At 69.6% G+C, this 26,967-nt stretch carries 23 protein-coding genes; 13 read left to right on the top strand and 10 right to left on the bottom strand.

What is annotated here, in order from left to right; genetic code table 11:
• Positions 1 to 13: 13 nt before the first annotated feature.
• Both IU450_RS26860 and IU450_RS26865 read right to left on the bottom strand, forming a co-directional pair.
• Positions 14 to 889, bottom strand: coding sequence for a carbohydrate ABC transporter permease (locus IU450_RS26860; protein ID WP_228835201.1), 876 nt, complete (start codon positions 887 to 889; stop codon positions 14 to 16).
• Between the two features lie 56 nt (positions 890 to 945).
• Positions 946 to 2,271, bottom strand: coding sequence for a sugar ABC transporter substrate-binding protein (locus tag IU450_RS26865; protein ID WP_324197842.1), 1,326 nt, complete (start codon positions 2,269 to 2,271; stop codon positions 946 to 948).
• Positions 2,272 to 2,474: 203 nt separating this feature from the next.
• Here IU450_RS26865 and IU450_RS26870 point away from each other — a divergent pair, with 203 nt between their 5' ends.
• The 5 genes from IU450_RS26870 to IU450_RS26890 all read left to right on the top strand — a co-directional run bounded on the left by IU450_RS26870 (position 2,475) and on the right by IU450_RS26890 (position 8,247).
• Entirely contained in the window at positions 2,475 to 4,733 is a 2,259-nt protein-coding gene (locus IU450_RS26870; RefSeq protein ID WP_195152526.1) for a carbon starvation CstA family protein, read from the top strand.
• 53 nt (positions 4,734 to 4,786) lie between these two features.
• Complete coding sequence (locus tag IU450_RS26875) at positions 4,787 to 4,990, top strand: YbdD/YjiX family protein (protein WP_228835202.1); 204 nt, start codon at positions 4,787 to 4,789, stop codon at positions 4,988 to 4,990.
• Positions 4,991 to 5,151: 161 nt separating this feature from the next.
• The gene (locus tag IU450_RS26880) at positions 5,152 to 6,783 is read left to right on the top strand and encodes a DNA-3-methyladenine glycosylase 2 family protein (protein ID WP_324197843.1); all 1,632 of its coding nucleotides are present in this window, start codon (positions 5,152 to 5,154) and stop codon (positions 6,781 to 6,783) included.
• Positions 6,780 to 7,322 carry a methylated-DNA--[protein]-cysteine S-methyltransferase gene (locus IU450_RS26885; RefSeq protein ID WP_195152529.1) on the top strand — a complete coding sequence of 181 codons (543 nt, stop codon included), beginning with the start codon at positions 6,780 to 6,782 and terminating at the stop codon, positions 7,320 to 7,322. The genes IU450_RS26880 and IU450_RS26885 overlap by 4 nt, the downstream gene beginning before the upstream one ends.
• A gap of 346 nt (positions 7,323 to 7,668) precedes the next feature.
• On the top strand, positions 7,669 to 8,247 hold the full coding sequence (locus IU450_RS26890) for a short chain dehydrogenase (protein WP_324197850.1): 579 nt from the start codon (positions 7,669 to 7,671) through the stop codon (positions 8,245 to 8,247).
• Between the two features lie 137 nt (positions 8,248 to 8,384).
• Here IU450_RS26890 and IU450_RS26895 read toward each other — a convergent pair whose 3' ends face one another.
• Positions 8,385 to 11,582: an AAA family ATPase gene (locus tag IU450_RS26895; RefSeq protein ID WP_195152531.1), complete on the bottom strand. Its 3,198-nt coding sequence runs from the start codon at positions 11,580 to 11,582 to the stop codon at positions 8,385 to 8,387.
• 34 nt (positions 11,583 to 11,616) lie between these two features.
• The gene (locus tag IU450_RS26900; RefSeq protein WP_195152532.1) at positions 11,617 to 12,792 is read right to left on the bottom strand and encodes an exonuclease SbcCD subunit D; all 1,176 of its coding nucleotides are present in this window, start codon (positions 12,790 to 12,792) and stop codon (positions 11,617 to 11,619) included.
• A 315-nt stretch (positions 12,793 to 13,107) separates the two neighbouring features.
• On the opposite strand from IU450_RS26900, the gene IU450_RS26905 reads away from it, so the two are divergent.
• A complete protein-coding gene (locus IU450_RS26905; RefSeq protein ID WP_195152533.1) occupies positions 13,108 to 14,253 on the top strand; it encodes a DNA recombination protein RmuC in 1,146 nt (381 codons plus the stop codon).
• A 58-nt stretch (positions 14,254 to 14,311) separates the two neighbouring features.
• On the top strand, positions 14,312 to 15,181 hold the full coding sequence (locus tag IU450_RS26910) for a DUF6542 domain-containing protein (RefSeq protein ID WP_195152534.1): 870 nt from the start codon (positions 14,312 to 14,314) through the stop codon (positions 15,179 to 15,181).
• Positions 15,182 to 15,277: 96 nt separating this feature from the next.
• On the opposite strand, the gene IU450_RS26915 is transcribed toward IU450_RS26910, so the two are convergent.
• Complete coding sequence (locus tag IU450_RS26915; RefSeq protein WP_195152535.1) at positions 15,278 to 16,288, bottom strand: 4-hydroxy-3-methylbut-2-enyl diphosphate reductase; 1,011 nt, start codon at positions 16,286 to 16,288, stop codon at positions 15,278 to 15,280.
• A gap of 295 nt (positions 16,289 to 16,583) precedes the next feature.
• Here IU450_RS26915 and IU450_RS26920 point away from each other — a divergent pair, with 295 nt between their 5' ends.
• The 4 genes from IU450_RS26920 to IU450_RS26935 are packed head-to-tail and all read left to right on the top strand — an operon-like array spanning position 16,584 to position 19,148.
• Complete coding sequence (locus IU450_RS26920; protein WP_195152536.1) at positions 16,584 to 17,213, top strand: lipid droplet-associated protein; 630 nt, start codon at positions 16,584 to 16,586, stop codon at positions 17,211 to 17,213.
• 29 nt (positions 17,214 to 17,242) lie between these two features.
• Positions 17,243 to 18,529: an exodeoxyribonuclease VII large subunit gene (gene xseA, locus IU450_RS26925; protein ID WP_324197851.1), complete on the top strand. Its 1,287-nt coding sequence runs from the start codon at positions 17,243 to 17,245 to the stop codon at positions 18,527 to 18,529.
• A gap of 2 nt (positions 18,530 to 18,531) precedes the next feature.
• Positions 18,532 to 18,807, top strand: coding sequence for an exodeoxyribonuclease VII small subunit (locus IU450_RS26930; RefSeq protein ID WP_228835171.1), 276 nt, complete (start codon positions 18,532 to 18,534; stop codon positions 18,805 to 18,807).
• The gene (locus IU450_RS26935) at positions 18,804 to 19,148 is read left to right on the top strand and encodes a VOC family protein (RefSeq protein WP_195152538.1); all 345 of its coding nucleotides are present in this window, start codon (positions 18,804 to 18,806) and stop codon (positions 19,146 to 19,148) included. The genes IU450_RS26930 and IU450_RS26935 overlap by 4 nt, the downstream gene beginning before the upstream one ends.
• Before the next feature lie 21 nt (positions 19,149 to 19,169).
• Here the strand turns inward: IU450_RS26935 and IU450_RS26940 are convergent, their stop codons facing one another.
• Both IU450_RS26940 and IU450_RS26945 read right to left on the bottom strand, forming a co-directional pair.
• The gene (locus IU450_RS26940) at positions 19,170 to 19,667 is read right to left on the bottom strand and encodes a GNAT family N-acetyltransferase (RefSeq protein ID WP_324197844.1); all 498 of its coding nucleotides are present in this window, start codon (positions 19,665 to 19,667) and stop codon (positions 19,170 to 19,172) included.
• 196 nt (positions 19,668 to 19,863) lie between these two features.
• Positions 19,864 to 20,430, bottom strand: a complete 567-nt coding sequence (locus IU450_RS26945) for a DUF4245 domain-containing protein (RefSeq protein WP_195152539.1) — start codon at positions 20,428 to 20,430, stop codon at positions 19,864 to 19,866.
• Between the two features lie 129 nt (positions 20,431 to 20,559).
• Between IU450_RS26945 and glpX the strand changes: the two genes are divergently transcribed.
• The gene (glpX, locus tag IU450_RS26950; protein ID WP_195033485.1) at positions 20,560 to 21,603 is read left to right on the top strand and encodes a class II fructose-bisphosphatase; all 1,044 of its coding nucleotides are present in this window, start codon (positions 20,560 to 20,562) and stop codon (positions 21,601 to 21,603) included.
• A gap of 670 nt (positions 21,604 to 22,273) precedes the next feature.
• On the top strand, positions 22,274 to 23,677 hold the full coding sequence (locus IU450_RS26955) for a class II fumarate hydratase (protein ID WP_195152540.1): 1,404 nt from the start codon (positions 22,274 to 22,276) through the stop codon (positions 23,675 to 23,677).
• A 123-nt stretch (positions 23,678 to 23,800) separates the two neighbouring features.
• On the opposite strand, the gene IU450_RS26960 is transcribed toward IU450_RS26955, so the two are convergent.
• The 3 genes from IU450_RS26960 to IU450_RS26970 all read right to left on the bottom strand — a co-directional run bounded on the left by IU450_RS26960 (position 23,801) and on the right by IU450_RS26970 (position 26,915).
• Positions 23,801 to 24,658, bottom strand: a complete 858-nt coding sequence (locus IU450_RS26960) for an acyl-ACP desaturase (RefSeq protein ID WP_195152541.1) — start codon at positions 24,656 to 24,658, stop codon at positions 23,801 to 23,803.
• Between the two features lie 102 nt (positions 24,659 to 24,760).
• Entirely contained in the window at positions 24,761 to 25,345 is a 585-nt protein-coding gene (locus IU450_RS26965) for an LGFP repeat-containing protein (protein ID WP_195152542.1), read from the bottom strand.
• Between the two features lie 184 nt (positions 25,346 to 25,529).
• A complete protein-coding gene (locus IU450_RS26970; RefSeq protein WP_195152543.1) occupies positions 25,530 to 26,915 on the bottom strand; it encodes a PhoH family protein in 1,386 nt (461 codons plus the stop codon).
• Between the last annotated feature and the right edge of the window lie 52 nt (positions 26,916 to 26,967).

The following is a 26,967-nucleotide window of genomic DNA, read 5'->3' on the forward strand; positions in this document are numbered from 1 at the left end:
ACCTCGTAGGTGTTCACTGTTCCACCTCCGAGCGCCGGGCCATCCGCAGTTGCACGAGCGTCAGCACGAACAGCATCGCGAAGATCACCCAGGCCAGTGCGGAGGCGTAGCCCACCTCGTAGAAGCCGAACGCGTTCTGGAACAGCATGATCCCCAGCAGATAGGTCCCGGTCTCCGGGCCGCCGTTGCCGCCGGTCAGCGCGTAGGCCTGGTCGAAGGCCTGCACCGAGTTGATGATCGTGATGATGAAGACGAACGACAGCGGCCCCCGGATCAACGGCACGGTGATCGCGAAGAACCGCCGCAGCGCCCCGGCCCCGTCGATCTTCGCGGCCTCGTAGAGCGTTTCCGGCACTCCCTGCATCGCGGCGAGCAGGATGACCGTCGCGAAGGGCACGCTCTTCCACACGGTGACGATGCTGAGCGAGACCAGCGCCCAATCGGGGTCGGTCAGCCAGGGCACCGCGTCGATGCCGATCCAGCCGAGCGCGACGTTCAGCAGCCCGTCGTCGGTGAACAGGAACCGCCACACCACCGCCATCGCGACCGCCGACGCGACCAGCGGCAGGAACGCGATCGTCCGAAAGATACCGATACCGGCCAGCTTTCGATTCAGCGTGGCGGCGACCGCGAGTCCGATCGTGACGGTGGGCACCAAGGTCAGCACCGTGAAAACGGCCGTGTTGCGCACGGCGATGAGAAACAACGGATCGGATCCGAATAACCGCCGATAGTTGTCCAGACCGACAAAACGCATGGGGCTGAACAAGTCCCACGAATGGAAACTCAGATAGAGCGAAAAGCCCAGCGGAAACAACAAGAAAATCGCCACGGCCGCCACGTTGGGCGCGACGAATGCCCATCCGGCACGCTCCCGCCGTCGCGCCAGACGAGACGAAACGCCGCCGAGGCCTTTGCCCGCGGTTTGCGACGGCCGCGCCCGGCTCATGGCGTGTCCAGCAGCGCGTCGACGTCGGCGGCGAAACGCCCGTCCAAGGACGCGGCGGTGGCGGCGCCGCGCAGCACTCGATTGGAGCCGCGCTCGAGCAAGGCCGAGACTTTGCCCCATGCGGGGGTCACCGGCAGCGGACGGGAACTGGCCGGGCCTTCGGTGAACACCTCCAGGTTGCGGATCTCACGGTGCGCGGCGGCGAAACCCGGCGAACTCATGGCCGATTTCAGCACCGGAACGAAAAGCCCGGACGCGGCGATGATCGCCTGCCCTACCGGACCGGTAGCGAACTTCACGAACTCCCAGGCCTGTTCGATGCGCGGGCTGTCCGCGGCGATGGCAAGCCCGGTGCTGCCGACGTCGGTGACGGCGCCGGGACCCCCGCGCGGGCCGACCGGCAGCACCGTGACGTCGATGGCGAGATCGTCGTGTCCGGCGAATTCGGAATACAGCCAGTGCCCGCCCAGTGCCATCGCGGCCCGGCCCCGCCGGAACAGGTCGGGCGCCGAAACCGAGAGCGTGTCGGCGGCTTTCGGCGCCACGCGATGACGTACGGCGAGGTCGGCGTAGAACTGGAATCCTTCGGCGAACCGCGGATCGCCGAGGTTGGTCCTGGTCGGATTCACCGGGGGCGAGAACCACTCGGCGCCGTTGTTCATGCCGAAGCAGGCCGCCGAGAAGTACGGCACCCAGGCGTCGGCGAAGCCCCACCGGGTCCGGCCGGACGAGTCGTGCCTGGTCAACGCGGTAGCGGCAGCCAGGAACTCGTCGAACGACCAGGCATCGCGCCAGCGCACGGGCGCGCTGATCCCAGCCTCTTCGAACAGTTTCCGGTTGTAGTACAGAAAGATCCCGGACCACTGTTCGGGCAACGCGTACTGCCCGCCCGCGTAGCCGAAGGTGTCGTACAGCGCCGGGTAGCTGTCGGCGCGGAGCTGGGCCGCGTATTGCGGATCGCGATGCAGCAGCGTGTTCAGATCCAGCAGAACGCCGCGCTCGGCCAATCCGGAATACAGCAGCTCCCAGGCCATCAGCACATCCGGGCACTTGCCGCCCGCGCAGTAGGTGAGCATCTGCTGCAGCGGGTCCGGGCCCGACATGATGGTGCGAATCCTGATGTCCGGGTGCAGCTTCCGGAACTCGTCGATGATCTTCAGCCGGACCCGCGCCTCCTCCGGCCTGGCCTGGAAGAAGAAGGTCAACGCGTCGTCATCGGAACCGCATCCGCCGCTCGCCAGCAGCCCGGCGGCCAGCGCCGACCCGAGCAGCGTCCGGCGACGGACCCGGGCGACAGGATTCGCACGCAACTTCACACGCACGCAGCCCTCCTCCCAGGGCGGATGTGGAGCTTCTCGAACCGCATGGCAGCATACGTTCGGCAATCACATGGTGACGGCCGACACATGAACAATATTTCACGGTGCCCGCCTGGCGTCCGGAATCGGCACGACGGCGAACTCCGATCGGATACGTTGTCACGTGTTTCAGCAAGATCCTGCGCGTTTCACAGGAGAGTAGGCCGATGGCGACAATCGAATATCTGCGGACCGATCCCGATCTGCCGCCCGTCGGCGTGGTCGACAAGTCCCCGATCACTCCCGCCAAGAAATTGATCTTCGCCGGTATCGGCGTGCTCGGCGCCATAGCTTGGGCGGTGCTCGCCATCTCGCGAGGCGAATCGGTGAACGCGGTGTGGATCGTGATCGCGGCGGTCTGCACCTACGTCATCGCGTATCGGTTCTACGCCAGGTTCATCGAACGCAGGATCACCAAACCGCGCGACGACCTGGCCACGCCCGCCGAGATCCTGGAGAACGGCAAGGACTACATGCCGATGGACCGGCGGGTGCTCTACGGGCACCACTTCGCCGCCATCGCCGGCGCGGGTCCGCTGGTCGGGCCGGTGCTGGCCGCGCAGATGGGCTACCTGCCGGGGACCATCTGGATCGTCGTCGGCGTGGTCGTGGCCGGCGCCGTGCAGGACTACCTGGTGCTGTGGGTCTCGATGAAGCGGCGCGGTCGCAGCCTCGGGCAGATGGCCCGCGACGAGCTGGGCGTGATCGGCGGCTGGTCGGCCATCGTCGGCGTTCTGGTGATCATGATGATCCTCCTTGCCGTGCTCGCCCTGGTGGTCGTCAACGCGCTCGCGCACAGCCCGTGGGGCGTCTTCTCGATCGGCATGACCATTCCGATCGCGTTGTTCATGGGTGTCTACCTGCGGTTCCTGCGGCCGGGCAAGGTCGGGGAGGTCTCCGCCATCGGGTTCGCCCTGCTGCTGCTGGCCATCGTGAGCGGCGGCTGGGTGTCGGAAACCGACTGGGGCGCGGACTGGTTCACGCTCTCGCCGGTGACCATCTCCTGGCTGCTGATCGCCTACGGCTTCTTCGCCTCGGTGCTTCCGGTGTGGCTGCTGCTGGCTCCGCGCGACTACCTGTCGACGTTCATGAAGGTCGGCACCATCGTGCTGCTCGCGGTCGGCATCCTGGTCACGCTGCCGGTGCTGCAAGCGCCCGCGGTCTCGTCGTTCGCGTCCACCGGCACCGGACCCGCCTTCGCGGGCTCGCTGTTCCCGTTCCTGTTCATCACCATCGCCTGCGGCGCGCTGAGCGGTTTCCACGCGCTGGTGTCCTCCGGCACCACGCCGAAGCTGCTGGAGAAGGAATCGCACGCCAGGATGATCGGCTACGGCGGGATGCTGATGGAGTCGTTCGTCGCGGTGATGGCCATCATCACCGCCTCGATCATCGACCAGCACCTGTACTTCGCGATGAACGCGCCGGTCGGTCTCACCGGCGGCACCGCGGAGAAGGCCGCCGCCTACACCAACAGCCTCGGACTCAGCGGACCCGCCGTGACGCCGGCGGAGCTGAGCCAGGCGGCGAGCGATGTCGGCGAGTCGACGATCATCTCCCGCACGGGCGGCGCGCCGACACTGGCGGTCGGCATCTCCGAGGTGTTCCACCAGTTCCTCGGCGGCGCGAGCATGAAGTCGTTCTGGTACCACTTCGCGATCATGTTCGAGGCGCTGTTCATCCTCACCACGATCGACGCGGGCACCCGCGTGGCGCGGTTCATGCTCTCCGACGCGCTGGGCAACTTCGGCGGGCCCGCGAAGAAGTTCCGTGATCCGTCCTGGCGGGTGGGCGCGTGGCTGTGCTCCGCCATCGTGGTCGCCGCCTGGGGTTCGATCCTGCTGATGGGCGTCACCGATCCGCTGGGCGGCATCAACACGCTGTTCCCGCTGTTCGGCATCGCCAACCAGCTGCTCGCGGCCATCGCGCTCACCGTGGTGCTGGTGATCGTGGTGAAGAAGGGTCTCGCGAAATGGGCCTGGATTCCGGGCGTTCCGCTGGTCTGGGACCTCGTGGTCACCATGACGGCGTCGTGGCAGAAGATCTTCTCAGCCGACCCGAAGCTCGGATACTGGAAGCAGCACAGCATCTGCCAGACCGCGCAGGACGCCGGAAAGCTCTGCCTGACGGCGAAGACCCAGGACGACATGGACGCGATCGTGCGCAACACCTTCATCCAGGGCACGTTGTCGATCGTGTTCGCGGTGCTGGTGCTGATCGTGGCGGTCGTCGGCGCGGTGGTGGCCTACCGCGCCTGGCGCTCCGGCGAGACGACGACCACCGAGACGCCGGAGGAGCCGTCGAAGATCTTCGCGCCCAGCGGATTCGTGGCCACGGCCGCGGAGAAGGAAGTCCAGAAGCAGTGGGACGAGTTGATCGCGACCGGAAAGGTGCGCGCCCCCGGCGCGGCACACGTCCACGCGCAATGAGTGATTCCGCGACCCAGGGCGCCGACCGGTCCGCGCGACCGGTCGGCGCCCGGCTGCGCGCGGCCGCCCGCGTCTGCCGCGACGGCTTCCGCGCGGGCGTCTGGTGGTTCGACTCGATCCTCGGCGGGCAGGACTACCGGCGCTACGTCGAGCACCTGCGCCGCAGGCATCCGGACCGCCCCGTTCCGACCGAGCGGGAGTACTGGCGGCAGCGGCACGCCGAGGCGGATCGCAATCCGGCCAACCGCTGCTGCTGAGCGGGACGATTTCGGCGCGCGCCGCCACACGTCGTTTTGGCAGTTTCCACACCTGTGGCAGGGCGACAGTTGTGCGATGTCATGGCCGTTGTGCGAGGTGGCGACCACTGCCCGCGATCGTGGCCGATTCCCGCTAGCACGGGTTCGCCGCAGCTGCCATTGTGGTGTGCGTGACGATCACGGCATTGGATTTCGAACGTTGCTACCGGGCGGTGTCGACCCGGGACTCGCGATTCGACGGGCAATTCTTCACCGCGGTGCGGACCACCGGAATCTATTGCCGCCCTTCGTGTCCGGCGATCACGCCGAAGCGAGCCAATGTGTCGTTCCTGCCGACCGCCGCCGCGGCGCAGCAGGCGGGCTACCGAGCCTGCCGTCGCTGCCTGCCCGACGCGGCGCCCGGCTCACCGCTGTGGAACACGAGGGCGGACCTGGCCGCGCGCGCGATGCGGCTGATCGGTGACGGCGTGGTCGAACGGGCCGGGGTGCCCGGACTGGCCGCCACGCTCGGCTACTCCCAGCGTCAGCTCACCCGGGTGCTGACCACCGAACTGGGCGCTGGGCCGCTGGCACTGGCCAGGGCGCACCGGGCCCACACCGCGCGGCTGCTGATCCAGACCACCGCGATGCCCATGTCCGATATCGCGTTCGCGGCGGGATTCGCCTCCATCCGCCAGTTCAACGACACGGTGCGCGAGGTGTTCGCGGTCAGCCCCACCACCATGCGGCTCGAGGCGCAGCGCGCGAAGACCGCGGCCCCCGCCCGGCAGGCGCCCGCCGGCAGCGGCTCGCTCACACTGCGCCTGCCCTATCGAGAGCCGCTCGACCGGGCCTGGCTGGAGTGGTTCCTGTCCGCGCACGTCGTGCCGGGTATGGAGCTGTGGGAGAACCGCACCTACACCAGGAACCTGCGCACGCCCCATGGGCACGCCACCACGCGGCTGAGCTTCCAGCGCGACCATGTGCGGGCGGAATTGTCTCTGCACGACATGCGCGATCTCGCGCCGACGGTGACGCGACTGCGGCACCTGCTGGATCTGGACGCCGATCCGGTCGGGATCGATGAAGCGCTCGGTGTGGGGGCCGCGGCACGCGAAGGCTCCGCGGCACGAGTGCCCGACCGCGCCGCCGAGGACCTGCCGGACGCGGGAGCCGGATCTCCGCCCGAAGGCGAGGCGCTCACCGACGTGAACACGCTCGACGCGGGGCGGCCGTCGTTCACGCCGGGTATTCGTGTGCCCGGGTGCTTGGACGGAGCCGAACTCCTGCTGCGCACCATGATCGGGCAGCAGATCTCGGTGTCCGCCGCGGCCACGCACACCGCCCGGCTGGTCGAGGCGCTCGGTGAGCGGGTGGACGGGCCGATCCCGCTGCTGTTCCCGACGCCGGAGGTGATCGCCGAACGGGGCGCCGAGATCTTGACCGGACCGGCGCGGCGGATCCGTTCCATCGTCGGGGCCGCCGCGGCACTCGCCTCCGGTGAGCTGCTGCTGCACCAGGGTCGCACGGCCGCCGACCTGCGCCGCGACCTGCTCGCACTGGACGGCGTCGGACCGTGGACGGCCGACTACGTGACCATGCGGCTGCTCGCCGACCCGGACATCCTGCTCGGCACCGACCTGGTCGTCCGCCGCGGCGCGACCCTCCTCGGCATCGACCTGACGGACACCGCGCGCTGGGCGCCGTGGCGGTCGTACCTGTCGATGCACTTGTGGAAAGCGGCGCTGACCAGCCGCGCCACGCCTGCCGAAGTTCCCGCGCTCGCCACTACGAAAGGCCGTGTCGAATCATGAACGCCAGCATCGCCGTCCGCACCGAGGTTCGCGGCATCCCCGCCGCCACAGCGGATTTCGCTGTCACGGATACCCCGCTCGGACCGTTCACCACCCTCGTCGACTCCGACGGCGCGGTCCTGGCTTCCGGTTGGACATCCGACGCGGAGAACCTGCGCGGCCTGATCCATCCCGCCCTCCGCCCTGCCGGGCTACGGCAGCGAGATGCGCTTGGCGAGGTGACCAGCGCGGTCGCCGCCTACCACGAGGGCGACCTCACAGCGATCGACCCGATCCCCGTTCGCCAGCAGTCCGGGGAGTTCCTGCTGCACGCGTGGGAAGTGCTTCGCGCCGTCCCCGCGGGCAGTCCGCTCACCTACACCGAATTCGCCGCCCGATCCGGCCGTCCCGACGCCACCCGCGCCGCGGCCAACGCGTGCGCCCGCAACGCCGCCGCCCTCTTCGTGCCCTGCCACCGAATCCTGCGCATCGGCGGCGCACTCGGCGGCTTCCGCTGGGGGTTGCCGATCAAGCGTTGGCTGCTCGACCACGAGGGGTGAGCCGCCGGACGGCGATTCGGTGCACGAGCCGTGTGCCCCTCGCACACTGCCCGACGCAACAGGTGTGCGCTCGGAGCCGAGCAACCGCGGCTGTATCCGGGCCTCAGTTGCCCCCTCGCGGTGGGTGCATCTGGCGGTGACCTGAGCGATGGGATGGGCAATTCGGCTGGGCCGAGGCGGACGGTCGAGGCCCGCCGTCGCGGTTCGGCCGCACTTTCGGCGTGCGCTGAGTCCAGCGCATCGTTCTCTTGGGGAATCATCGTTCTCTTGGGGAATCATCGGGTCCGAGCGTTGGTTGGAGGTCCTGTTTGTTCGCCCGTCACGGCTCGAGGAGATTGTGTTGAAGGTGATCGTCATCGGAGCGAGTGGCACCATCGGCTCGGCGGTCGTCGCGGCGTTGGAGCCGAATCACGAGGTAGTGCGGGCGTCTCGGCGCGGCCCGGTGCAGGTGGACATGGACGACACCGCCTCGATCGACGCGCTGTTCGAGACGGTCCGTGATGTGGACGCCGTGGTGGTCACCGCGGCGAGCGGCAAGCTGACCCCGCTGGACTCGAACGACGACTTCCTCCAGGGCCTACAGGGCAAGCTGCTCGGGCAACTGCACTTGGTCCGTCGGGCGATCCGGTATCTGCGGGATGGAGGTTCGATCACCTTGACCAGTGGCGTGTTCGACCGCCCGATGGTGGGCGGCTCGTTCGGTGCACTGGTCAACGCCGGTCTGGAAGCGTTCGTCGAACACGCCGTCATCGAGATGCCGCGCGGCCTGCGGGTCAACGTGGTCGGGCCGGGCTGGGTGGCGGAGACACTCGAGAGCATGGGACTCGATCCTGCCGACGGAACTCCCGCCGAGGTCGTCGCCCAGTCGTATGTGCATGCTGTCGAAGGAACCGCCCAGGGAAAGACCTTCCGCCCGGAAGGTTGATCGAGCGGTTTCGGACCGAGACGAGGCGCCGTTGAATGGCAGGCGCCCTGGTCGGCGCGCATACAGCCGATCCCGCTGTTGGGCGAACGGCGCATCGAACAGGCGGCGGCTCGGGTGCTGCGCCGCAGCGGGCGCTGTCAGGCGAGGGTCGCTTGCAGGTGGGAACCCGCGCGGCCGCGTAGGACGTGCAGGCGGCTCGGGATGCGTTGGCGCATCTCGTCCACATGGCTGACGACGCCGACCACCCGGCCGCCCGCGCGAAGTTCGTCGAGTACGCCCATCACGGCGTCCAGGGTGTCGGCGTCCAAGCCGCCGAAGCCCTCATCGATGAACAGGGTGTCCAGCACCAGGCCGCCCGATTCGGCGGCGACGGTGTCGGCCAGGCCGAGCGCCAGCGACAGTGAGGCCATGAAGGTCTCGCCGCCGGAGAGGGTCTTGGCCGGGCGGACGGCTCCGGTGTAGTCGTCACGGATGTCGAGGCCGAGCCCGCCTCGACGACCGCGCGGACCGGCTTTGTCGGAGTGGACGAATTCGTAGCGGCCGCTGGACATCCTGCGCAACCGCAGTGACCCGGCCTGGGCGACCTCTTCCAAGCGAGCGGCCAGAACGTAGGAGTGCAGGGACATGCGGCGGTTGTTCGCACCGCGTCCGGCGACCACGTCGGCGAGGCCGTCCAGTTCCTCGAACGCCCGCCGCGCCGGCGCGATCCGGTCCACGGCGGCCCAGAGCTGACCGCCGAGGTCCTCGAGCTGGCTCGCCCGCCTGCTCGCCTCGGCGTGCGCGGCCACGGCGGCGTTGAGTTCGTTCTGTGCGGCTGCCACGAGCGCGTCGAGTTCGGCCAGGTCGCCGGGCTCCTGCTCCGACGCCGCACGGATCTCCGGTTCGGCCAGGACGGCTTCCGCCGCGGCGCGGGCGCGGTCGGCCGCCACGAGTTCCGCTTCGATCTCCGCTTGCCGCTGCGGGCCGCGAGCCGCGGCGGCGACGACCTTCGCGTAGGCGGTCAGGAGTGCGACATTGTCACGGGCGTCCGGGCGGCCGTCGGCGTCGCGGTGCACCCGTTCACCTGCACCAGCGGGGCCCGAGCCAGGGCGGAGCACCCCGCCGGATTCCTCGGGCACGGCCGACCCCGCACCGGAGGTGTCCGCCGACGAGGAGCCCGCAGCCGGCGCCGCACCGTACTCCTCTTCCGGTACGAAACCCGCGGCACGCGCCAAGTTTTCGACCCGATCCGCGATCAACGACACCTGTTCCCGCGCCGCCGCTGCTTCCGCACGGGCATCGCGCAGGGCGGCCGCCTCGGTGACCAGAGCGGCGAGCCGGGCACGGCGTCGGTCGATGGTCTCGTCGGCGCCTGCCGCGGCGCGCAGCCGTTCGGTGAGCTCGGTAAGGCGCGACTGCGCGGACGCGATGGTGGCGGCGACCGCGCTGCGACGCGCTTCGGAGGCGCGCAGCTCGTCGTGCAGGCGCGCCTCGTCGTCGCGGAGACGGGTCAGCTCGGTTCGCAGGCCCTCGGCGCCGGCGGCCAGTTCGGACGTGTCCTCGTAGCGGTCGGTCGCGGCGCGTAGGGCAGCGGCGAGTTCGACGCGGTCGGTGTCGCCGCCGCGGGCGAGCAGCGCCTCGATCTCCCGCTCCAGCCCGGTGATGCGGGCCAGCGCGCGGTCGCGGGTGTCCTCCGCCGCGCGCTCGGCCGCTACGGCGGCTTCCTCCTCGTCTTTGGACACCGCGGTGTCGGTGGGCCGGGCGGGCGCCGGATGCTCCGCGGAACCGCAGACCGCGCACGGGCTTCCGTCGACCAGCCCACCGGCCAGTTCGGCGGCCATGCCGGACAGCCTGCGCTCGCGCAGCTCCAGCACGAGTTCTTTGGCGTCGAGGTGTGCCGAGCGGGCGGTATCGAACTCGATTCGGGCGTGGTCGAGGTCGGTGCGGCGGGCGGCCAGTTCGACCGCGGCCGTCGCGGCGGCCTGCAACCGCTCGGTCTCGCTGGTGATGCCGGGTAACGCCGCGACCGCTTCGGTGGCTTCGCGCAGCCTGGCCTCGGCCGCGGTGAGCGCGGCGGGCAGCTGGTCGCGCCGCGCGGCGAGTTCGGTGACGTGCCGGGCGAGCGTCGCGTCCTCGGCGCGCAGGGCGCCGAGTTCACCGTCGAGCCGGGTGGCGCTGGCGGCGACGGCCAGCACCTCGTCCAGTGCGCCGATCCGCCCACTCCAGCGCTGGATCGCCGCGTCGATGTCGGCGTCGTCGCGCACCTGCGCGCCGTCGGGGTCGACCAGCTCGGCGCCGCCGAGTTCCACGCTCGCCGGTTCCTGGAGCCGGGCCGCCAGTCGCTGTGCCGCGCCGCGCTCTTCGCCGTCGCGCAGTCGCTGGGTGCGCACCGCCGAACGCGCTTCGTCGATGGCGGCGGCCACCGGCTCGGCCCGGCGCGCGAGGTCGAGTTCGGCCTGTCGCGCGGCCCGAATCTCCGCGCCGGCGGCGTAGTCGTCCAGTTGGGCACGCGCGGCGGCCATGCGGCGGCGCAGCTCGTGCAGCCGACGCTGCTGTTCGGCCTGCTCGCGGGCTCGGGCCGATTCCCGCTGGCAGCGTTCGAGTTCCGCGACGGCGGTAGCCAGATCGGCACGGGCGCTGGACAGCAGATCCTGCGACCAACCGACGCATTCCATCAGACCGGCCGAATCCGCCACCCCCGCCGCCATACCCACCTGGGTGATCAGCCGCTTGATGCCGTCCGCACGAGCGTCCAACTCCGCTTCGGCGGCGCGGCGCTTCTCGGCGAGCCAGTGCTCCGCGGTGCCGAAACGTCCGGTGTCGAAGAGTTTTTCGAGCAGCTTCTCCCGATCCTCGTTGTCCGCCCGCAGGAATCGGGCGAAGTCGCCTTGCGGTAGCAGCACCACCTGGAAGAACTGGTCGGCGCTCATGCCGAGCAGGCGCAGCACTTCCTCGCCGATATCGGGGATCCGGGAGAGGTTCTCCCCGCTGCCGTCCAGCCAGGTCAGCGTCGCCTTGGGGTTGATGGTGCGCAGGCCGGTGCCGTCTCGCTTGAGACGCTGGAACTCGGGGCTGCGCGTGAGACGCAGCCGCCTTCCACCCAGAGTCGCCTCGAGCGTCACCTGCGGTGGCGTCTGCTCCGGTGCGTGATCGGAATGCAGCCGCTTGCTCTCCCCGCGCGCGCCGGGGACTCTGCCGTAGAGCGCGAACGCGATCGCGTCCAGCACCGTGGTCTTGCCCGCGCCGGTCTGGCCGTGCAGCAGGAACAACCCGTCGGCGCCGAGCGCGTCGAAGTCGACGACCGTGGGCTCGGCGAACGGACCGAACGCGATCATCTCCAGCTTGTGCAGCCTCATGCCACCGCGCCTACGCCCGGCCTCGGCAGTGCGCTCATGCGGTCATTTCCTCGGTGGCGCTCACCGTGGCCACCTGTTCGGGCTCGGCGACGGCGGCGGCAAGCGCCCGCTCCAGCCAGGTCATCTCACTCGCGCTGGGTAGGCCGCGGACGTCGGTGAGGAAGCTCCGGGCTACTTCGATGTCGCGGCGGCCGTGCACCCGCTCACGGTAGCGCAGTTCCGGGTTCCCCTCGGGCCGCATCCATTCGACGTGCACGGCGTAGCGGTACCGTTCGCGCAGCTTGCGCATCGCGTCGACCGGGCGGGCGACATCGGTGAGCACGGCGGACACGTAGTGCTCTTCGGCCGCGGTGTGCTCCGCGCCGCTGAGCAGTTCGTCCAGGGTGCCGGTGAGCTTGCTCAGCCCGCGAACGGTGGGCAGGTCCCGGCGTCGCACCGCGCTCAGGCCGGAGGCGTCCAGGTCGATGATCCAGACCGCTTTGCGATGCGCGTTCTCGCCGAACGAGTACGGCAGCGGCGAGCCGGAGTAGCGCACCGGCTCGGACAGCGTCTGCGGTGAGTGCAGGTGGCCGAGCGCCACGTAGTCGATGCCGTCGAAGGCCGACAGCGGCACCGTCTCCACGCCGCCGACCGAGATCGAGCGCTCCGATCCGGTGGCCTCCCCGCCGACGACGAAGGCGTGTGCGAGCACGACGGTCCGTGCGCCCGGCCGCCGTGCGATGTCGGCACGCACACGCGCCATGGCCGCGTCCAGGATCTCGGCGTGCGAGCGCGCCTGCGGCACTTCGAGTTCGGCGCGGGTGATCTCCGGTTCCAAGTACGGAATGCCGTAGAACGCCACCGGCCCGTGCTCGTCCGCCAGCAGGACGGGGCGATCGGCGTCGGCGACGGTGGTGCGCAGATGCAACCCGCCCGCCGCGGCGAAGCTCGCGCCCGCCCCCAACCGGGCAGGCGAATCGTGGTTGCCGGAAGTGGCCACGATCTGGGCCCCCGCGGCGCGAATGGCCTCGAATCCCCGGTTGCACACCGCGATCGCGTCGGCGCTCGGAATCGACCGGTCGTACACGTCGCCTGGCAGCACCACCACGTCGACCGACTCCTCGGCCACCAGCTCCGCGATCGCGGTCAGTGAACGAGTCTGGTCGGCAAGCAGATCGACCCCGTGGAACGTGCGCCCGATGTGCCAGTCCGAGGTGTGCAGCATCCGCATGCCGCGAAACCGTAGGGCAAGCCACCGACAGACTTCAATCGCCCCGCCCGATGTGTCGGATCTGCCCAGCCGGGCTGCGGCGTGTCCACTGGAAGGAGCGGACGTGTTCGGGCCGGAGGGCAGGATTCGCCGACGCGCCCAATGACCGCACATCCCTTTGCCTCCCGTCCCGCACGACGCAGGCGATTCCGGATGCCGGAATCTCGAATGGCGTGCGGATCTTACGGAACGCGCTGGCAGCACCAGTTGCCGACGCGATGCCGAACAGTTGCCCGCCGCTGCTTCTTGTCGGTGACGTACGGCACTATCGGCGCTATGACCGCATCGACGCTCGTCGCACTGCTGCTGGTGTTCGCCGCCGGTCTCGGCCTCGGCTGGCTGGGCCATGCCGCGCGCGCCGGTCACCGCGCTACGGCGGCGGAGGCGCGCCTGGCGGTCGCGGCGGACAACGAGCGATTGCTACGCCAGTCGCTCAGCGCCGCCAACGAGGATGCCGCGCGCAGGCATTCACACGCCGTCGGTGCGATGGTGGAGCCGCTGCGCGCGGCGGTCGGCGCGCTGAACGAACACATCCAGCAGGTCGAACGGCAGCGGATCACCGCGTATTCGAGTCTGCGCGAACAGGTCGCGAGCATGCAGCGCACCTCCCACCAGCTCACCGGCCAGACCGGCCAACTGGTCGCGGCACTGCGCGCGCCCCAGGTGCGGGGGCGATGGGGCGAGATCCAACTGGAGCGCGTCGTCGAACTCGCCGGGATGACCAGGCACTGCGACTTCCAGACGCAGGTGCACCGAACGGGCCGCGGCGAGGACGAGCGGACAGTGCGGCCGGACCTGGTGGTGCGGCTGGCGGGCAACCGGCGGATCGTGGTGGACGCGAAGGTGCCGTTCGCCGCCTACCTGGACGCCTGCGGCACCGACGACCCCGACGTGCGAGCCGAGCTGCTCACCAGGCACGCCAAACATCTGCGCGCGCACGTCGACCAGCTGTCGGACAAGGCGTACTGGGCCGCCTTCGAGCCCGCGCCGGAATTCGTGGTGCTGTTCGTGCCCGGCGATCCGTTCCTGGACGCGGCCCTCACCACCGATTCGGAGCTGCTGGAGTACGCGTTCGGCCGCAACGTGATCCTCGCTACGCCCACCACTCTGATCGCGTTGCTGCGCACCATCGCCTTCGGCTGGCGGCAGGAGGCGCTGTCGGAGGACATGGCGACGGTGCAGCGTCTGGGGCGTGAGCTGTATCACCGGCTCGGCATGACCGGCAAGCATCTGGACCGGCTCGGAGCGCAACTCGGCAAAGCCGTGGAGGCGTTCAATTACACCGTGGCCTCCGTGGAGTCACGGGTGATGGTCACCGCGCGCAAACTGCACGACCTGGAAATAGCCGAGCAGGACGTGCCCGCGATCGGGCGAGTGGATTGCCTGCCCCGGGCGGTGGGCTTCGCCGACGCGGGTGAGTAACCAGCCCGATGGCCGTGCCGCCACGCCGCCGAGCGCGGCGGCAACTAGTGTGCATATCGTGGCTGCTTCCGAACGTGTGCGATCCCGGGTGCCCGCGCCGCAACGCTCGATCCTGCCGTCGGTGCCGGGGATCCCGGTCGGCGCGGCGATCCTGATCGCGGTTGCGTGCACGTTTCTGGGGTTTCTGATCGATGCCAACGGCGGCAGCGCCGAACTGACCGGCACGTTCGCCGCGCTGTACGTCCTCGGGTGCGTGGCGGCCGTCGCCGCCGTGCGCTACCGCGGCTTGTTCAGCACGATGGTGCTGCCGCCCCTACTGCTGTTCATCGCAGTGCCGCTGGCCTATCAGCAGCTCACCGGCCGTGGCTCCACCTCGATGAAGGACATCCTGCTGAACCTGGCGATCCCGCTGGTGAACCGATTCCCGACGATGATGCTCGCCACGCTCGCCGTCCTGCTGATCGGTGGCGCCCGGATCTACCTGCACCGCCGCGAGCAGGAGGCCGCCCGCCCGGCCTCGTCGCGCCGCAGCGAGAGCTGGGGCAAGAGGTCGCAGGCGAAGAAGAGCAGGCCCGCCCGTTCGTCCGGCGGCCTCGCGGACTCGGCGCGCCGCAAAGCCCGCCGCCCGAAAAAGGAGCCCGACGAGCCCACGCTGGACGACGCGGAGGAACCCGCGCCCCGCCCGGCCCGCCGACCGGCGGCGCAGGTCGCCGACGCCGCGCCCCGTGTCGCACCGTCTCGTCCGCGCGAAGGCCGGGGTCCGGCCCGGGGTGGAGGCCGCCCGGCCGCCGCCAAGCCCCGTCCCGAAGGCGAACCACCGCGCGGCGCGAGCCGCCGACGCGACATGCCGCCGCATCCCCAACCCAATGTGCGCTACCGCGAGCGTGATCCGAGCCGCACGGAACGGCGCAGGCCGGAGAATTTGTAGGCGGGTTCGCCGCGGCAGCACCAACGAAGGTGCGATACGTCCCCAGGGACCCGACGCGCACGTACTTAAGCCCGCACCACCGGCGCGGGCCCGGCGTCAGCGACGGGCGTCGCGCAGTTCCCGGGGCAGCGCGAAGACGAGGGTCTCGTTGGCCGTGGTGACCGGCTGGACGTCCCCGTAACCGTGCTCGGCCAGCATGTCCAGGACACCGCGGACCAGGATCTCGGGGACCGAGGCCCCTGAGGTGATACCGATCGTGCGGACGCCCTCGAGCCAGGCCGGGTCGATTTCGCGGGCGAAGTCAACCAGGTAGGCCGCCTTGGCGCCCGCCCCGAGCGCGACCTCGACCAAACGCACCGAGTTCGACGAGTTGCGGGAGCCGACCACGATCACCAGGTCGCATTCCGGCGCCATCGCCTTCACCGCGACCTGGCGGTTCTGCGTGGCGTAGCAGATATCGTCGCTCGGCGGGTCCTGCAGTCCGGGGAAGCGCTCGCGCAGTCGCTGCACCGTCTCCATCGTCTCGTCCACGCTCAACGTGGTCTGCGAGAGCCAGATCACCTTCGACTCGTCGCGCACGCTGACCTTGTCCACCGCGTCCGGCCCGTCGACCAACTGGACGTGCTCGGGCGCCTCACCGGCGGTGCCCTCGACCTCCTCGTGGCCCTCGTGACCGATCAGCAGGATGTCGTAGTCGTCGCGGGCGAAGCGCTTGGCCTCCTGGTGCACCTTGGTCACCAGCGGGCAGGTGGCGTCGATGGTGTGCAGACTGCGCGCGGCGGCCGACGCGTGCACCGCGGGCGACACGCCGTGCGCGGAGAACACGACGACCGCGCCCTCGGGCACCTCGTCGGTCTCGTCGACGAAGACCACACCGCGGTCGCGCAGCGTCTCCACGACATGCCGGTTGTGCACGATCTCCTTACGCACGTAGATCGGCGCGCCGTGCTTCTCCAGCGTCTTCTCCACGGTTTCGACCGCGCGGTCCACGCCGGCGCAGTACCCGCGCGGCTCCGCGAGCAGCACGCGTTTTCCGCCGTCGGCGACGGCGTTTGCGGCGCCTGCCGAGCGGGCGATTCCGACGTTCAAGGGAATGGCCGAAGACATGCCCACAGGATACGTGCGGCCCGGGACCGCGCCACCTCCGGGAGTTGTCCGTCACATCCTCCGCGAGATCCGTGGAGCACGGGCCGCGAGCTGGGACGGAAGGCGGTCACGGCGGGGTAGCCGACATGCCGCGGCGAATGTCTCGGACACTTCGCCGGGACCTGCGTTTATTCTCCGCATTATGAGCACATCGCCGCGCAATTCCGGCCGATCGGCAACGCGCCGGAACGGGCGAATATCCGAACCACGCCTGTCCCTCCTTTGCATAACACACCATTTCGGGCAGGCTAGGACCATGTTTCGACCACCCTTTCTGGCCCGGGTCGCAGCCGGAGCCGCCGTATACGCTCTCGAGGAATCCCGTCGGCTACCCACGGCGGCAATGAATTTCCCTATCACGGCCATCAGTCAGATGCTGCAGACGACGATGCACGTCCAGCAGTTCGTGACCAGTCTGGCGCTGAAGGGCGACGCGGTTTTCGATCGACTGTCCAACCGCCCGGTGGAGCAGCCGGAGTGGGCCACGTTCGACGAGGACCTCGCCGACGAGCCGAACCCCGCCTCGCTTCGCACCAGCCGATTCGATCTCTACACCGCCGACGATCCGGAACCGTTCCGCGCGGGCGAGACCAACGGCCATGCCGCCCCGGTGACGACGATCGGCGAGCAACCTGCCGAGGAACCGAAACCGGCTGAGCCGGAATCGGATCCCGCCCCTGTCGCGGACGCGCCCGCGATCGCCGAGCCGGAAGTCGCCACCCGGTACGACTACGCCAACATGACCCTGGCCCAGCTGCGCGCACGACTGCGCATGCTGACCCTCGAAGACCTCGTCGCGCTGCTGGAGTACGAGCAGCACACCCGCGCCAGGGCGCCGTTCGTGACCATGCTGACGAACCGGATCGCCACCGTGCAGGCCCAGTGACCGAACCCAGGACACCCTCGTCGCCCGCGATCGGCCGGGAAACCCCCGGCCAATCCGCCGCACCGGCCAATTCCGCCGAGCACCCGTGGCCGGTGCGCTCGGTGTCCATCAAGGTCGCCCAGTGGATCGACCGGCTCGGCAGCATCTGGGTGGAGGGCCAGATCACCCAGATCAATCTCCGTCCCGGCGCCCGCACCGCGTTCCTGGTGTTGCGCGACTCGTCCGCCGACATGTCGCTGTCGGTGACCTGTGACCCCGATCTCATTCGCAATTCCCCCGTGCCCCTGCAAGAGGGCAGCCGGGTGGTCGTCTACGGCAAGCTCTCGTTCTTCACCGGGCGCGGCACGATCTCCCTGCGCGTGCTGGAGATTCGGCCGGTCGGCATCGGCGAACTGCTGGCCCGCATCGAACGACTGAAGGCATTGCTGGCCGCCGAGGGCCTGTTCGATCCCAGGCTCAAGCGCCCGATCCCGTTCCTGCCCGGGACGGTCGGCCTGATCACCGGCCGCGCCAGTGCCGCGGAGCGCGACGTGCTGAGCGTCGCCAGGAATCGTTGGCCCGCGGTCCGTTTCGAAATCCGCAACACCGCCGTGCAGGGACCGACCGCGGTGCCGCAGATGCTCGCGGCCTTGGCCGAGCTGGATCGCCACCCGGCCGTCGAGGTGATCGTGCTCGCGCGCGGCGGCGGCAGCGTGGAAGACCTGCTGCCGTTCTCCGACGAGGCGCTGTGCCGCGCGATCGTGGCCGCGACCACGCCGATCGTGAGCGCGATCGGCCACGAGCCGGACAACCCGCTCAGCGACCTGGTCGCCGACCTGCGCGCGGCCACCCCGACCGATGCCGCCAAGCGAATCGTCCCGGACGCCGCCGCCGAACTGGCCTGCATCCACGAACTGCGCGAACGCACCGCCGCCGCGCTGCGCGGCTGGGTCGACCGGGAGACCAGGGCGCTCGCCCAGCTACGGTCGCGGCCCGTGCTCGCCGACCCGCTGCGCGAGATCGATCGCCGCCAGGAAGAGGTCGAACGCCTGCGCACGGCCGCGCACCGCTGCGCCGAGCAGCTCATCCGCACCGAAGCCACGGCTGCCCGGCACTTGCGCGAGAAACTCACCGCCGTGGGCCCGGCCGCCACACTGTCGCGTGGCTACGCTGTCGTACAGCGCGTCACCGGCCGGGAACGGGAGGTGGTGCGCTCGATCGAGGACGCGCCCGCGGGCAGCCAGCTGCGCATCCGGGTCGCCGACGGCGCCATCACGGCCGCCGCGCTCGGCACCCAGGCGCTGGGCGCCGAGCACACCGACACAGGGAGGAACTGACCTTGGCCGAGTCCGGCAAGTCCGCGGGGAAGAACGGGGCGGGAGCCGACCCGGCCGACGAATCGGCGGAGATCGCAGGCTTCGGTTACGAACGCGCGCGCGACGAACTCGTCAACGTCGTCAAGATCCTCGAGCAAGGCGGCCTCGACCTGGACGAATCCCTCGCCCTGTGGGAGCGCGGCGAGGCGCTGGCCAACCGCTGTGAAGAACACCTGGCGGGCGCGCGCAAGCGCGTCGAGGACGCGCTGCACCGCACCGACCTGGAACAGCCGCAATGACCATCCGCCGCGCCACGCCCGACGTCCGCACCGCCGACCTGGCCGCGAGCCGCGCTTTCTACCGGCTGCTCGGCTTCCGCGAGGCGATGGACCTGGGCTGGGTGGTCACCATGGCCTCGCCGTCCAACCCGACCGCCCAGGTCCTGCTCGTCGGCCCGGAGGCCGAACAGCTCCAGCCGGACATGAGCGTGGAGGTCGACGACGTCGACGCCGTGCACGCGGCGGTCGTCGACGCAGGCGCCGACATCGTCTACCCCTTGCGCGACGAGCCGTGGGGCGTGCGCCGCTTCTTCGTCCGCGATCCGAACGGGACCGTGGTCAACGTGGTGAGCCACCGCTGACCACAGCCCCCGGACTCGCCGTTACCGCGATGCGGCCACGGCTCGGAACCGCGCGACGCCGTCCTCGCTGCGCACCCGCTCGTACCCGCCTTTCTCCAGCACACGCACCGATGACGGATTGGCCAGTTCAACATCGGCGTGCACCGCGCGGACGCCGGGCGCGGTGAACGCGTGCGCCGTCAGGGCGACGGTGGCCTCGGTCGCGTAACCACGACCGCGCCGCGAGGCGACGATGCCGTACCCGAGCTCCAGCTCACCATCGGCGGGCGGCCAGAACAGCCCGATCGATCCGACGACGAGTCCACTCGATCGCTCGATGATCAGCCGGTGCCCGAACGGTCCGAGCCAGTCCGGATGCGCGGCGAACAGCCCCGCGATGACGCGATCTCCCCCGGCCGGGAAATCCGCCGCCCACGTGGCGTGACGCCGGTCGTCGAGCACGGCGGCCACCGCACCGGCGGTCCACGGCCGCAGGATCAGGCGTTCGGTGAGCAGATCGGAAGAGATGGAAACAGACACGTGACACTCCTGGTCATCGATGAAAGACCGGTCCGCGTCGACGCGCTGCGGAAGAATCAGGGGCGCGCGAACCGGCGAAGGGCAGGCGAAATACGGCTGACGGCAGCCATATTCATCGACCTCCGAGATCCGGTTCGGCACGTGTCTCGTACCGCGGCAAACCTAACGGTCACGCGCGGCCGAAGGCAAGGGGGTTTCAGGGCTTCAGCGGTTGCGCCGCGGTGATCGCCTGGGCGAGCGTGCTGAACGCCGCCTGGTTTCCCGCGCCGGTGATCAGCACGCGGGACCGGCCGAGGTCGGTGATCCAGGCGGTCTCCGAGCCCTGCTCGGCGTAGACGATCCACTTCTGCGCGCCGACCTGCTCGGTACCGCTGGCGTACCGGGAGCCGAGCACGAACCGGGCCAGCGCTTCCTCGGTGGCGTTGCTCTGGGTGAATCGCATGTAGGTGCCCTGCGGCGTGATGTAGCCGACGGTGCTGGCCGCTCCGCCGCCGGTGCCGCCGATGGACTCCCGGCTGCCGGAGTTCGGCGTCCAGTCCGCGGGCAGGTCCGGGTTGCGGATCGGGAACGGCATGGAGCGAGCGTCGGCGGTGAGCGCCGCCCGCGCGTCGAAGTGCGGGATCTGCCCCTGCGTCGGACCGTTCGCGGCGAAGCTGCACTGGCTGGCCAGGCCCGCGAAAACCAGCGCGATCAACACCAACGGGATCAGCGACCAGAACAGATCCCGGTAGTCGTTCAGGATGCGTGGCTTTTGGTACGACACGCTCCCAGTATCCACTCGGAAGATGACACTGCCCCGCGCACCCCGCACCGCCGAGCAGGGGTGTACGCCCGTGCCACATCGAATGAGACAATCGACCGGTACGTACCGACGCACAGGAGGCACCCCGCAATGACGGCAACTTCCCCCACACCTAGCCGCCGCGAGGCGCCCGACCGCAACCTCGCACTCGAGCTGGTCCGCGTGACCGAGGCCGGGGCGATGGCCGCGGGCCGGTGGGTCGGGCGCGGCGACAAGGAAGGGGGTGACGGCGCCGCCGTCGACGCCATGCGGCAGCTGGTCAGCTCGGTGTCCATGCGCGGCATCGTCGTCATCGGCGAGGGCGAGAAGGACGAAGCGCCCATGCTGTACAACGGCGAGGCCGTCGGCGACGGCACCGGCCCCGAAGTGGACTTCGCGGTGGACCCGATCGACGGCACCACGCTGATGTCCAAGGGCGTACCGGGCGCGATCTCGGTGCTCGCGGTGGCCGAGCGCGGCGCCATGTTCGACCCGTCCGCGGTGTTCTACATGCACAAGATCGCCGTCGGCCCCGACGCCGCCGACGTGATCGATATCGCGGCCCCGATCGGCGAGAACATCAGGCGGGTCGCCAAGGCCAAGAGCTTGTCGAAGTCCGACCTGACCGTCTGCATCCTGGATCGTCCCCGGCACGCCGAACTGATCCAGCAGGTGCGCGACGCGGGCGCCCGCATCCGCCTGATCTCCGACGGCGACGTCGCCGGCGCGATCGCCGCGGCCCGCCCGGAATCCGGCACCGACATCCTGGTCGGCATCGGCGGCACGCCCGAGGGCATCATCGCCGCCGCCGCGATCCGCTGCATGGGCGGCGAGTTGCAGGGCATGCTCGCGCCGAAGGACGACGAGGAACGGCAGAAGGCCATCGACGCGGGCCACGACCTCGACCGCGTGCTGACCACCGAGGACCTGGTCTCCGGTGAGAACGTCTTCTTCTGCGCCACCGGCGTCACCGACGGCGACCTGCTACGCGGCGTGCGCTACTACGGCGGCGGCGCGTCCACCCAGTCGATCGTCATGCGCTCGAAGTCCGGCACGGTCCGCATGATCGACGCCTACCACCGCCTGACCAAGCTGCGCGAATACTCCTCGGTCGACTTCATCGGCGACGAACACGCGGTCCCGCCGCTGCCGTGATATCTGGCCGCGACTTCGTCGCGGCGTGTTCGCGGCCCCCTTGTGGCTCGCGTCCGAGCGACCGCCGCTGGCGACTTCGTCGCGGACGCGGCGGTCGCTCGGACGCGAGCAGGGCCGCGAACGGCGCATGCTCGGTCTCGCTTCGCTCGAAACCGGGAGTGGGGGTGAGTGGTGCCGCGGGGCGGGGACCGCAACACCCCGTGTACGCGGTCTCGCTGCCCGGGGCGAAACAGGTATCCAGGAATGCCCGCGCGCAGACCGCAGCATGCGGCGTCTCTGCGGGTGCGCCCGCGAAGCCGCAGATACTCGGACTCGAGCCGGCGGCGAATGGGCGATGCTCGGTGTCGTCGCCGTCCGTTTGTCGACGAATCGCTATCGGAATGTTCGCGGGCATGACTACCGGCCGAATTTGTACACAGCCATGCACAGGGAATTCGGCCTCGCGCGGCACGAGACTCGAGTCGGGGCCGGGCAAGCGCTTTGCGCAGTTATCGCGGCAGCTCAGCGTTTGCCCTTTCGCCTGTACGGCGTGGCCACCGCATTCGGGTCGTGGGTGGTGCGGGCAGCCGGATAGGCGGTTTCGTATTCCGGGTGCGGGGCCTCTGGGGTGTGCGAATGACCTCAGGCGTGGCTGCCCCATGGGGGGCGGCTGCGGCATAGGGTCGGAATCATGACCGAGGAGCAGCAGTACCGCATCGAGCACGACACCATGGGTGAGGTTCGGGTTCCGGTGGACGCCTTGTGGCGGGCGCAGACGCAGCGGGCCGTGGAGAACTTCCCGATCAGCGGACGCGGCTTGGAGCGCGCGCAGATCCGCGCGCTCGGCCTGCTGAAGGCCGCGTGCGCCACGGTGAACCGCGACCTGGGTCTGCTCGATGCCGGCAAGGCCGATGCCATCATCGCCGCGGCGAACGAGATCGCCGATGGCGAGCACGACGATCAGTTCCCGATCGACGTCTTCCAAACCGGTTCCGGCACCAGCTCGAACATGAACGCCAACGAGGTGATCGCCTCGCTGGCCAAGGCGAAGGGCGTCACCGTCCACCCGAACGACGACGTGAACATGTCGCAGTCGTCCAACGACACCTTCCCCACGGCGACGCATCTGGCCGCCACCGAGGCGGTCATCACGGATCTGGTTCCCGCGCTGGAACATCTGCGGCTGGCGCTGCTGGACAAGTCGGCGGAATGGCGGACCGTGGTCAAGTCCGGGCGCACCCACCTGATGGACGCGGTGCCGGTCACCCTGGGTCAGGAGTTCGGCGGTTACACCCGCCAGATCGCGGCGAGCATCGACCGCATCATGGCGACGCTGCCGCGGCTGGGCGAGCTGCCGATCGGTGGGACGGCGGTCGGCACCGGGCTGAACGCACCGGACGGCTTCGGCGCGAAGGTTGTCGCGGAATTGGTGCGCGCCACCGGCATCGATGCGTTGCGCGAGGCCGAGGACCACTTCGAGGCGCAGGCCGCGCGCGACGGTCTGGTCGAGGCGTCCGGCGCGCTCCGCACGATCGCGGTGAGCCTGACCAAGATCGCCAACGACATTCGCTGGATGGGCTCGGGCCCGCTGACCGGTCTGGCCGAGATCCAGCTGCCGGATCTGCAGCCGGGCAGCTCGATCATGCCGGGCAAGGTGAATCCGGTTCTGCCCGAGGCGGTCACCCAGGTCGGCGCCCAGGTGATCGGCAACGACGCCGCGGTCGCCTTCGCGGGCGCGAACGGCGCTTTCGAACTGAACGTGTACATCCCGGTGATGGCTCGCAACCTGCTGGAGTCGATTCGCCTGCTGGCCAACGTCTCCCGGTTGTTCGCCGACAAGTGCGTGCGCGGCCTGGTCGCCAACGTCGAGCACCTGCGTACGCTCGCCGAGTCCTCCCCCTCGATCGTGACCCCGCTGAACTCTGCGATCGGCTACGAGGAGGCGGCCGCGGTCGCGAAGGAAGCGCTGAAGGAGAAGAAGACGATTCGCCAGACCGTCATCGATCGGGGGCTGCTCGACGAGAAGCTGACCGAGGAGGAACTCGACCGCCGACTCGACGTGCTGGCCATGGCGAAGGTGAAAGAGCAGGGCTGAAGGGACCGCAAACGAACGCCACCTCGGTAACCGTGGGGCTACCGAGGTGGCGTTCGACTGGAACGTTCCGCTCGCGGAGCAGGCGACCCGCCCGCTGACGGGTCCGGATCGGATGACGGCAGGTCAGTCGCGCAAGCGCGAGAGCTCGTCGCGGGCCAGCTCACCGTCCGGGCCGAAATCGGTGCGGGTGAAGATGTTCCACCGCCGCAGCAACGGCGCGAAGACCAGCTCGTCCTCCTTGGACCGGTCGTAGACCCCCGCCTCGGCGAGCGCCTCGTCACTGCTGCGGCCGCCCGGCAGCGTCACCGTCGGGACCTCGAAACCGGCGACCCGGTCGGCGATGGCCCGCACGGTCTGGTCCGGCGCCAGGTCGAGCGCGGCGGCGATCAGGTCGGCGAAGAAGACCGACTGCAGTTCGTCGTCCTGCGCGATGCGCTCGGCCATGGCGGTGACCAGGGGGTTCTCACCGAGTGCGGCGATGTTGCGGTGCCGGATCGCGCTGGCGGACTCCTCGAACGCGCAGCTGGCCAGCACATCGAGCAGGTGCATCGCCGGGCGGCGGAAGCCCTTGGTCATGTGCTCCATCCGCAACCGCTCCAGTTCCACCGGGTCGACGGCCCTGGTGACCATGAGGTAGTTGCGGATCATGATCTCGTGACGGTTCTCCTCGGCCGTCCAGCGGCCGACCCAGCGCCACCACGCGCCGGTGCGCAGGTACTTGCCGATCTCGCGGTGATACGAGGGCAAGTTGTCGGCGATCAGCACGGAGACGGTCAACGCCAGTTTGGCGGTGTCGCTGAGCTCGGACTGTTCCGGCGTCCAGTCGGTACCGCCGAGGAAGGCGAAGTTGCGCCCGTCGTCCCACGGCACGAAGTCGTGTGGCTGCCACCCGTCGGCGACATCGACGTGCTTGCGCAGCAGCAGTTCTACGTCCACCGCGAGCGATTCGAGCAATTCGCGGTCGGTCAGGAGAGTTTGCACCGAGATAACCTAGCGGCTTGGCCCGCGAAGCGGGGGCGGATGGATGGAATGGGCGGGCTACCGGGACCGCAGTGCGGTCCCGGACGCCGAAATCCCGGGTTACTACTTCGGCGTGACGGTGATAGTACCGTCCACCCAGGTGATGGTGCCGCCGGTGAAATCGCTCTGCTTACCGCCGGGAATGTCCTTCTCGTCGCTGATCGGGTAGCCGAGCTCGCCCTGCGCGCCGCCGTTGTCCTCCCACGCCTTGCGGATCTCGCCCCAGACGACGTGTGGCTCGCCTTCCTTGGCCTCGTAGATCGTGCCGCCCGCGAAGTCCTGGTACTCGCCGTCGTCGGGGCCCTTCTCCTCGGCTTCCAGCGGGAGGCCGAGCGTGCCCGTGGGGCCGCCGAGCTCGGTGTACTTCTCGTAGATGTCGCCGTCGACGGATATCTCGCCGGCCGGGGTGGGGATCTTGGTCCCTTCGGCGGCCGGGCCCGCGGTGCCCGTCGCACGGTTCTCGGTGGTGGTCCTGTCGTTGTCGGTGGTGGTGGCACCGGGCGCGAGCGTGGTCATCATGGTCGTCACCATGCCGGTCATGGTGGCGGCGGTGTCGGAGTCGTCATCGTCGCCACAGCCGGCCAACGCCAGCCCTGCCGCGGCGAGCACTGCGGTGAATCCAGCCGTTCGTCGAGCGAAGTGGTGCATGTCCATCCTCTCGCTGTGGGCTACCGGCACACCACGGGCTCCGTGACGCCGCGCGTAGCCTCGGCCGATTGTCAGGCGATGACCCGGTGACCGACGAGGTCACCGGGTCATACCGAACAGCTATCGCGGCGGATATTACCCGTCGGATGTGCCGTGAAACACACCCTCGGGCGGTGCTCCGGGATCAGGCGTTGGGGCCGTACTCCTCCAGCATCTCGGTGACCAGCGCCGCGATCGGCGAGCGCTCGCTACGGGTCAGCGTGATGTGCGCGAAAAGCGGATGACCTTTGAGTTTCTCGACCACCGCCGCCACGCCGTCGTGCCTGCCGACGCGCAAATTGTCGCGCTGAGCCACATCGTGGGTGAGCACCACCCGCGAGCCGGTTCCCAGGCGGCTGAGCACCGTGAGCAGCACATTCCGCTCCAGCGACTGGGCTTCGTCCACGATCACGAAGGAGTCGTGCAGCGACCGCCCGCGAATGTGGGTCAGCGGCAACACCTCCAGCATGTCGCGGCTGAGCACCTCCTCCATCACCTCGCGGCTGGCCAGCCCGTCGAGCGTGTCAAAGACCGCCTGCGCCCAGGGGCCCATCTTCTCGCTCTCGCTGCCGGGCAGGTAGCCCAGTTCCTGGCCGCCGACCGCGTAGAGCGGGCGGAAGACCACCACCTTGCGCTGCGTGCGCCGTTCCAGCACCGCCTCCAGGCCCGCGGTCAACGCGAGCGCCGACTTGCCCGTGCCCGCCCGGCCGCCGAGCGAGACGATGCCGACACTCTCGTCCAGCAGCAGGTCGAGCGCGATGCGCTGCTCGGCGGACCGGCCGTGCAGCCCGAACGCCTCGCGCTCGCGCACCAGCTGCACCCGCTTGTCCGGCGTGACCCGGCCGAGCGCGCTGGAACTGGCGCCGAGCAGCCGGATGCCGGTGTGGCAGGGCAGCTCTCGCGCCTCGTCCAGATCTATCACCGACTCGGCGTAGAGCTGATCGATGCGCGCCGTGCTGACGTCGAGCTCCACCATGCCGGACCAGCCGGAGGTCACCACGTCCTGGGCGTGGTACTCGTCGGCGTGCAAGCCCACCGCGCCGGCCTTGACCCGCAGCGGAATGTCCTTGGACACCAACACCACTTCGCGGCCCTCGGCCGCGAGGTTGAGCGCACAGGCCAGGATCCGGGCGTCGTTGGTGTCGGTACGGAAGCCGACCGGAAGGACCGCGGGATCGGTGTGGTTCAGTTCCACCTGCAGCGTTCCGCCCTCGGCGCCGATCGGCACCTGCTGATCCAGCCTGCCGTACTGCAGGCGCAGATCGTCCAGATTGCGCAGGGCTTCTCGCGCGAACCAGCCCAGTTCGTGATGGTGCCGTTTGGCTTCGAGTTCACTGATGACCACCAGTGGTAACACCACGTCGTGCTCGCCGAACCGAGTGAAGGACCAGGGATCCGACAGCAGGACGGACGTGTCGATGACGAAGGTTTTGCCGGCTGATTGCGAGGGGCGGGCCCCCTTCGCGGCGGCTCCGCCTTTCGCGGAGCTGGAGTTCGCCGAGGGAGCGGAAACGGAGCGTGCAGCAGTCACGGTGGGCTCCTCTGTGTTCGCGCGGCAGTCGCACGAACGATCTCGCTGGACC

The organism is Nocardia abscessus (assembly GCF_015477775.1).
GTDB classification, from domain to species: domain Bacteria; phylum Actinomycetota; class Actinomycetes; order Mycobacteriales; family Mycobacteriaceae; genus Nocardia; species Nocardia abscessus_A.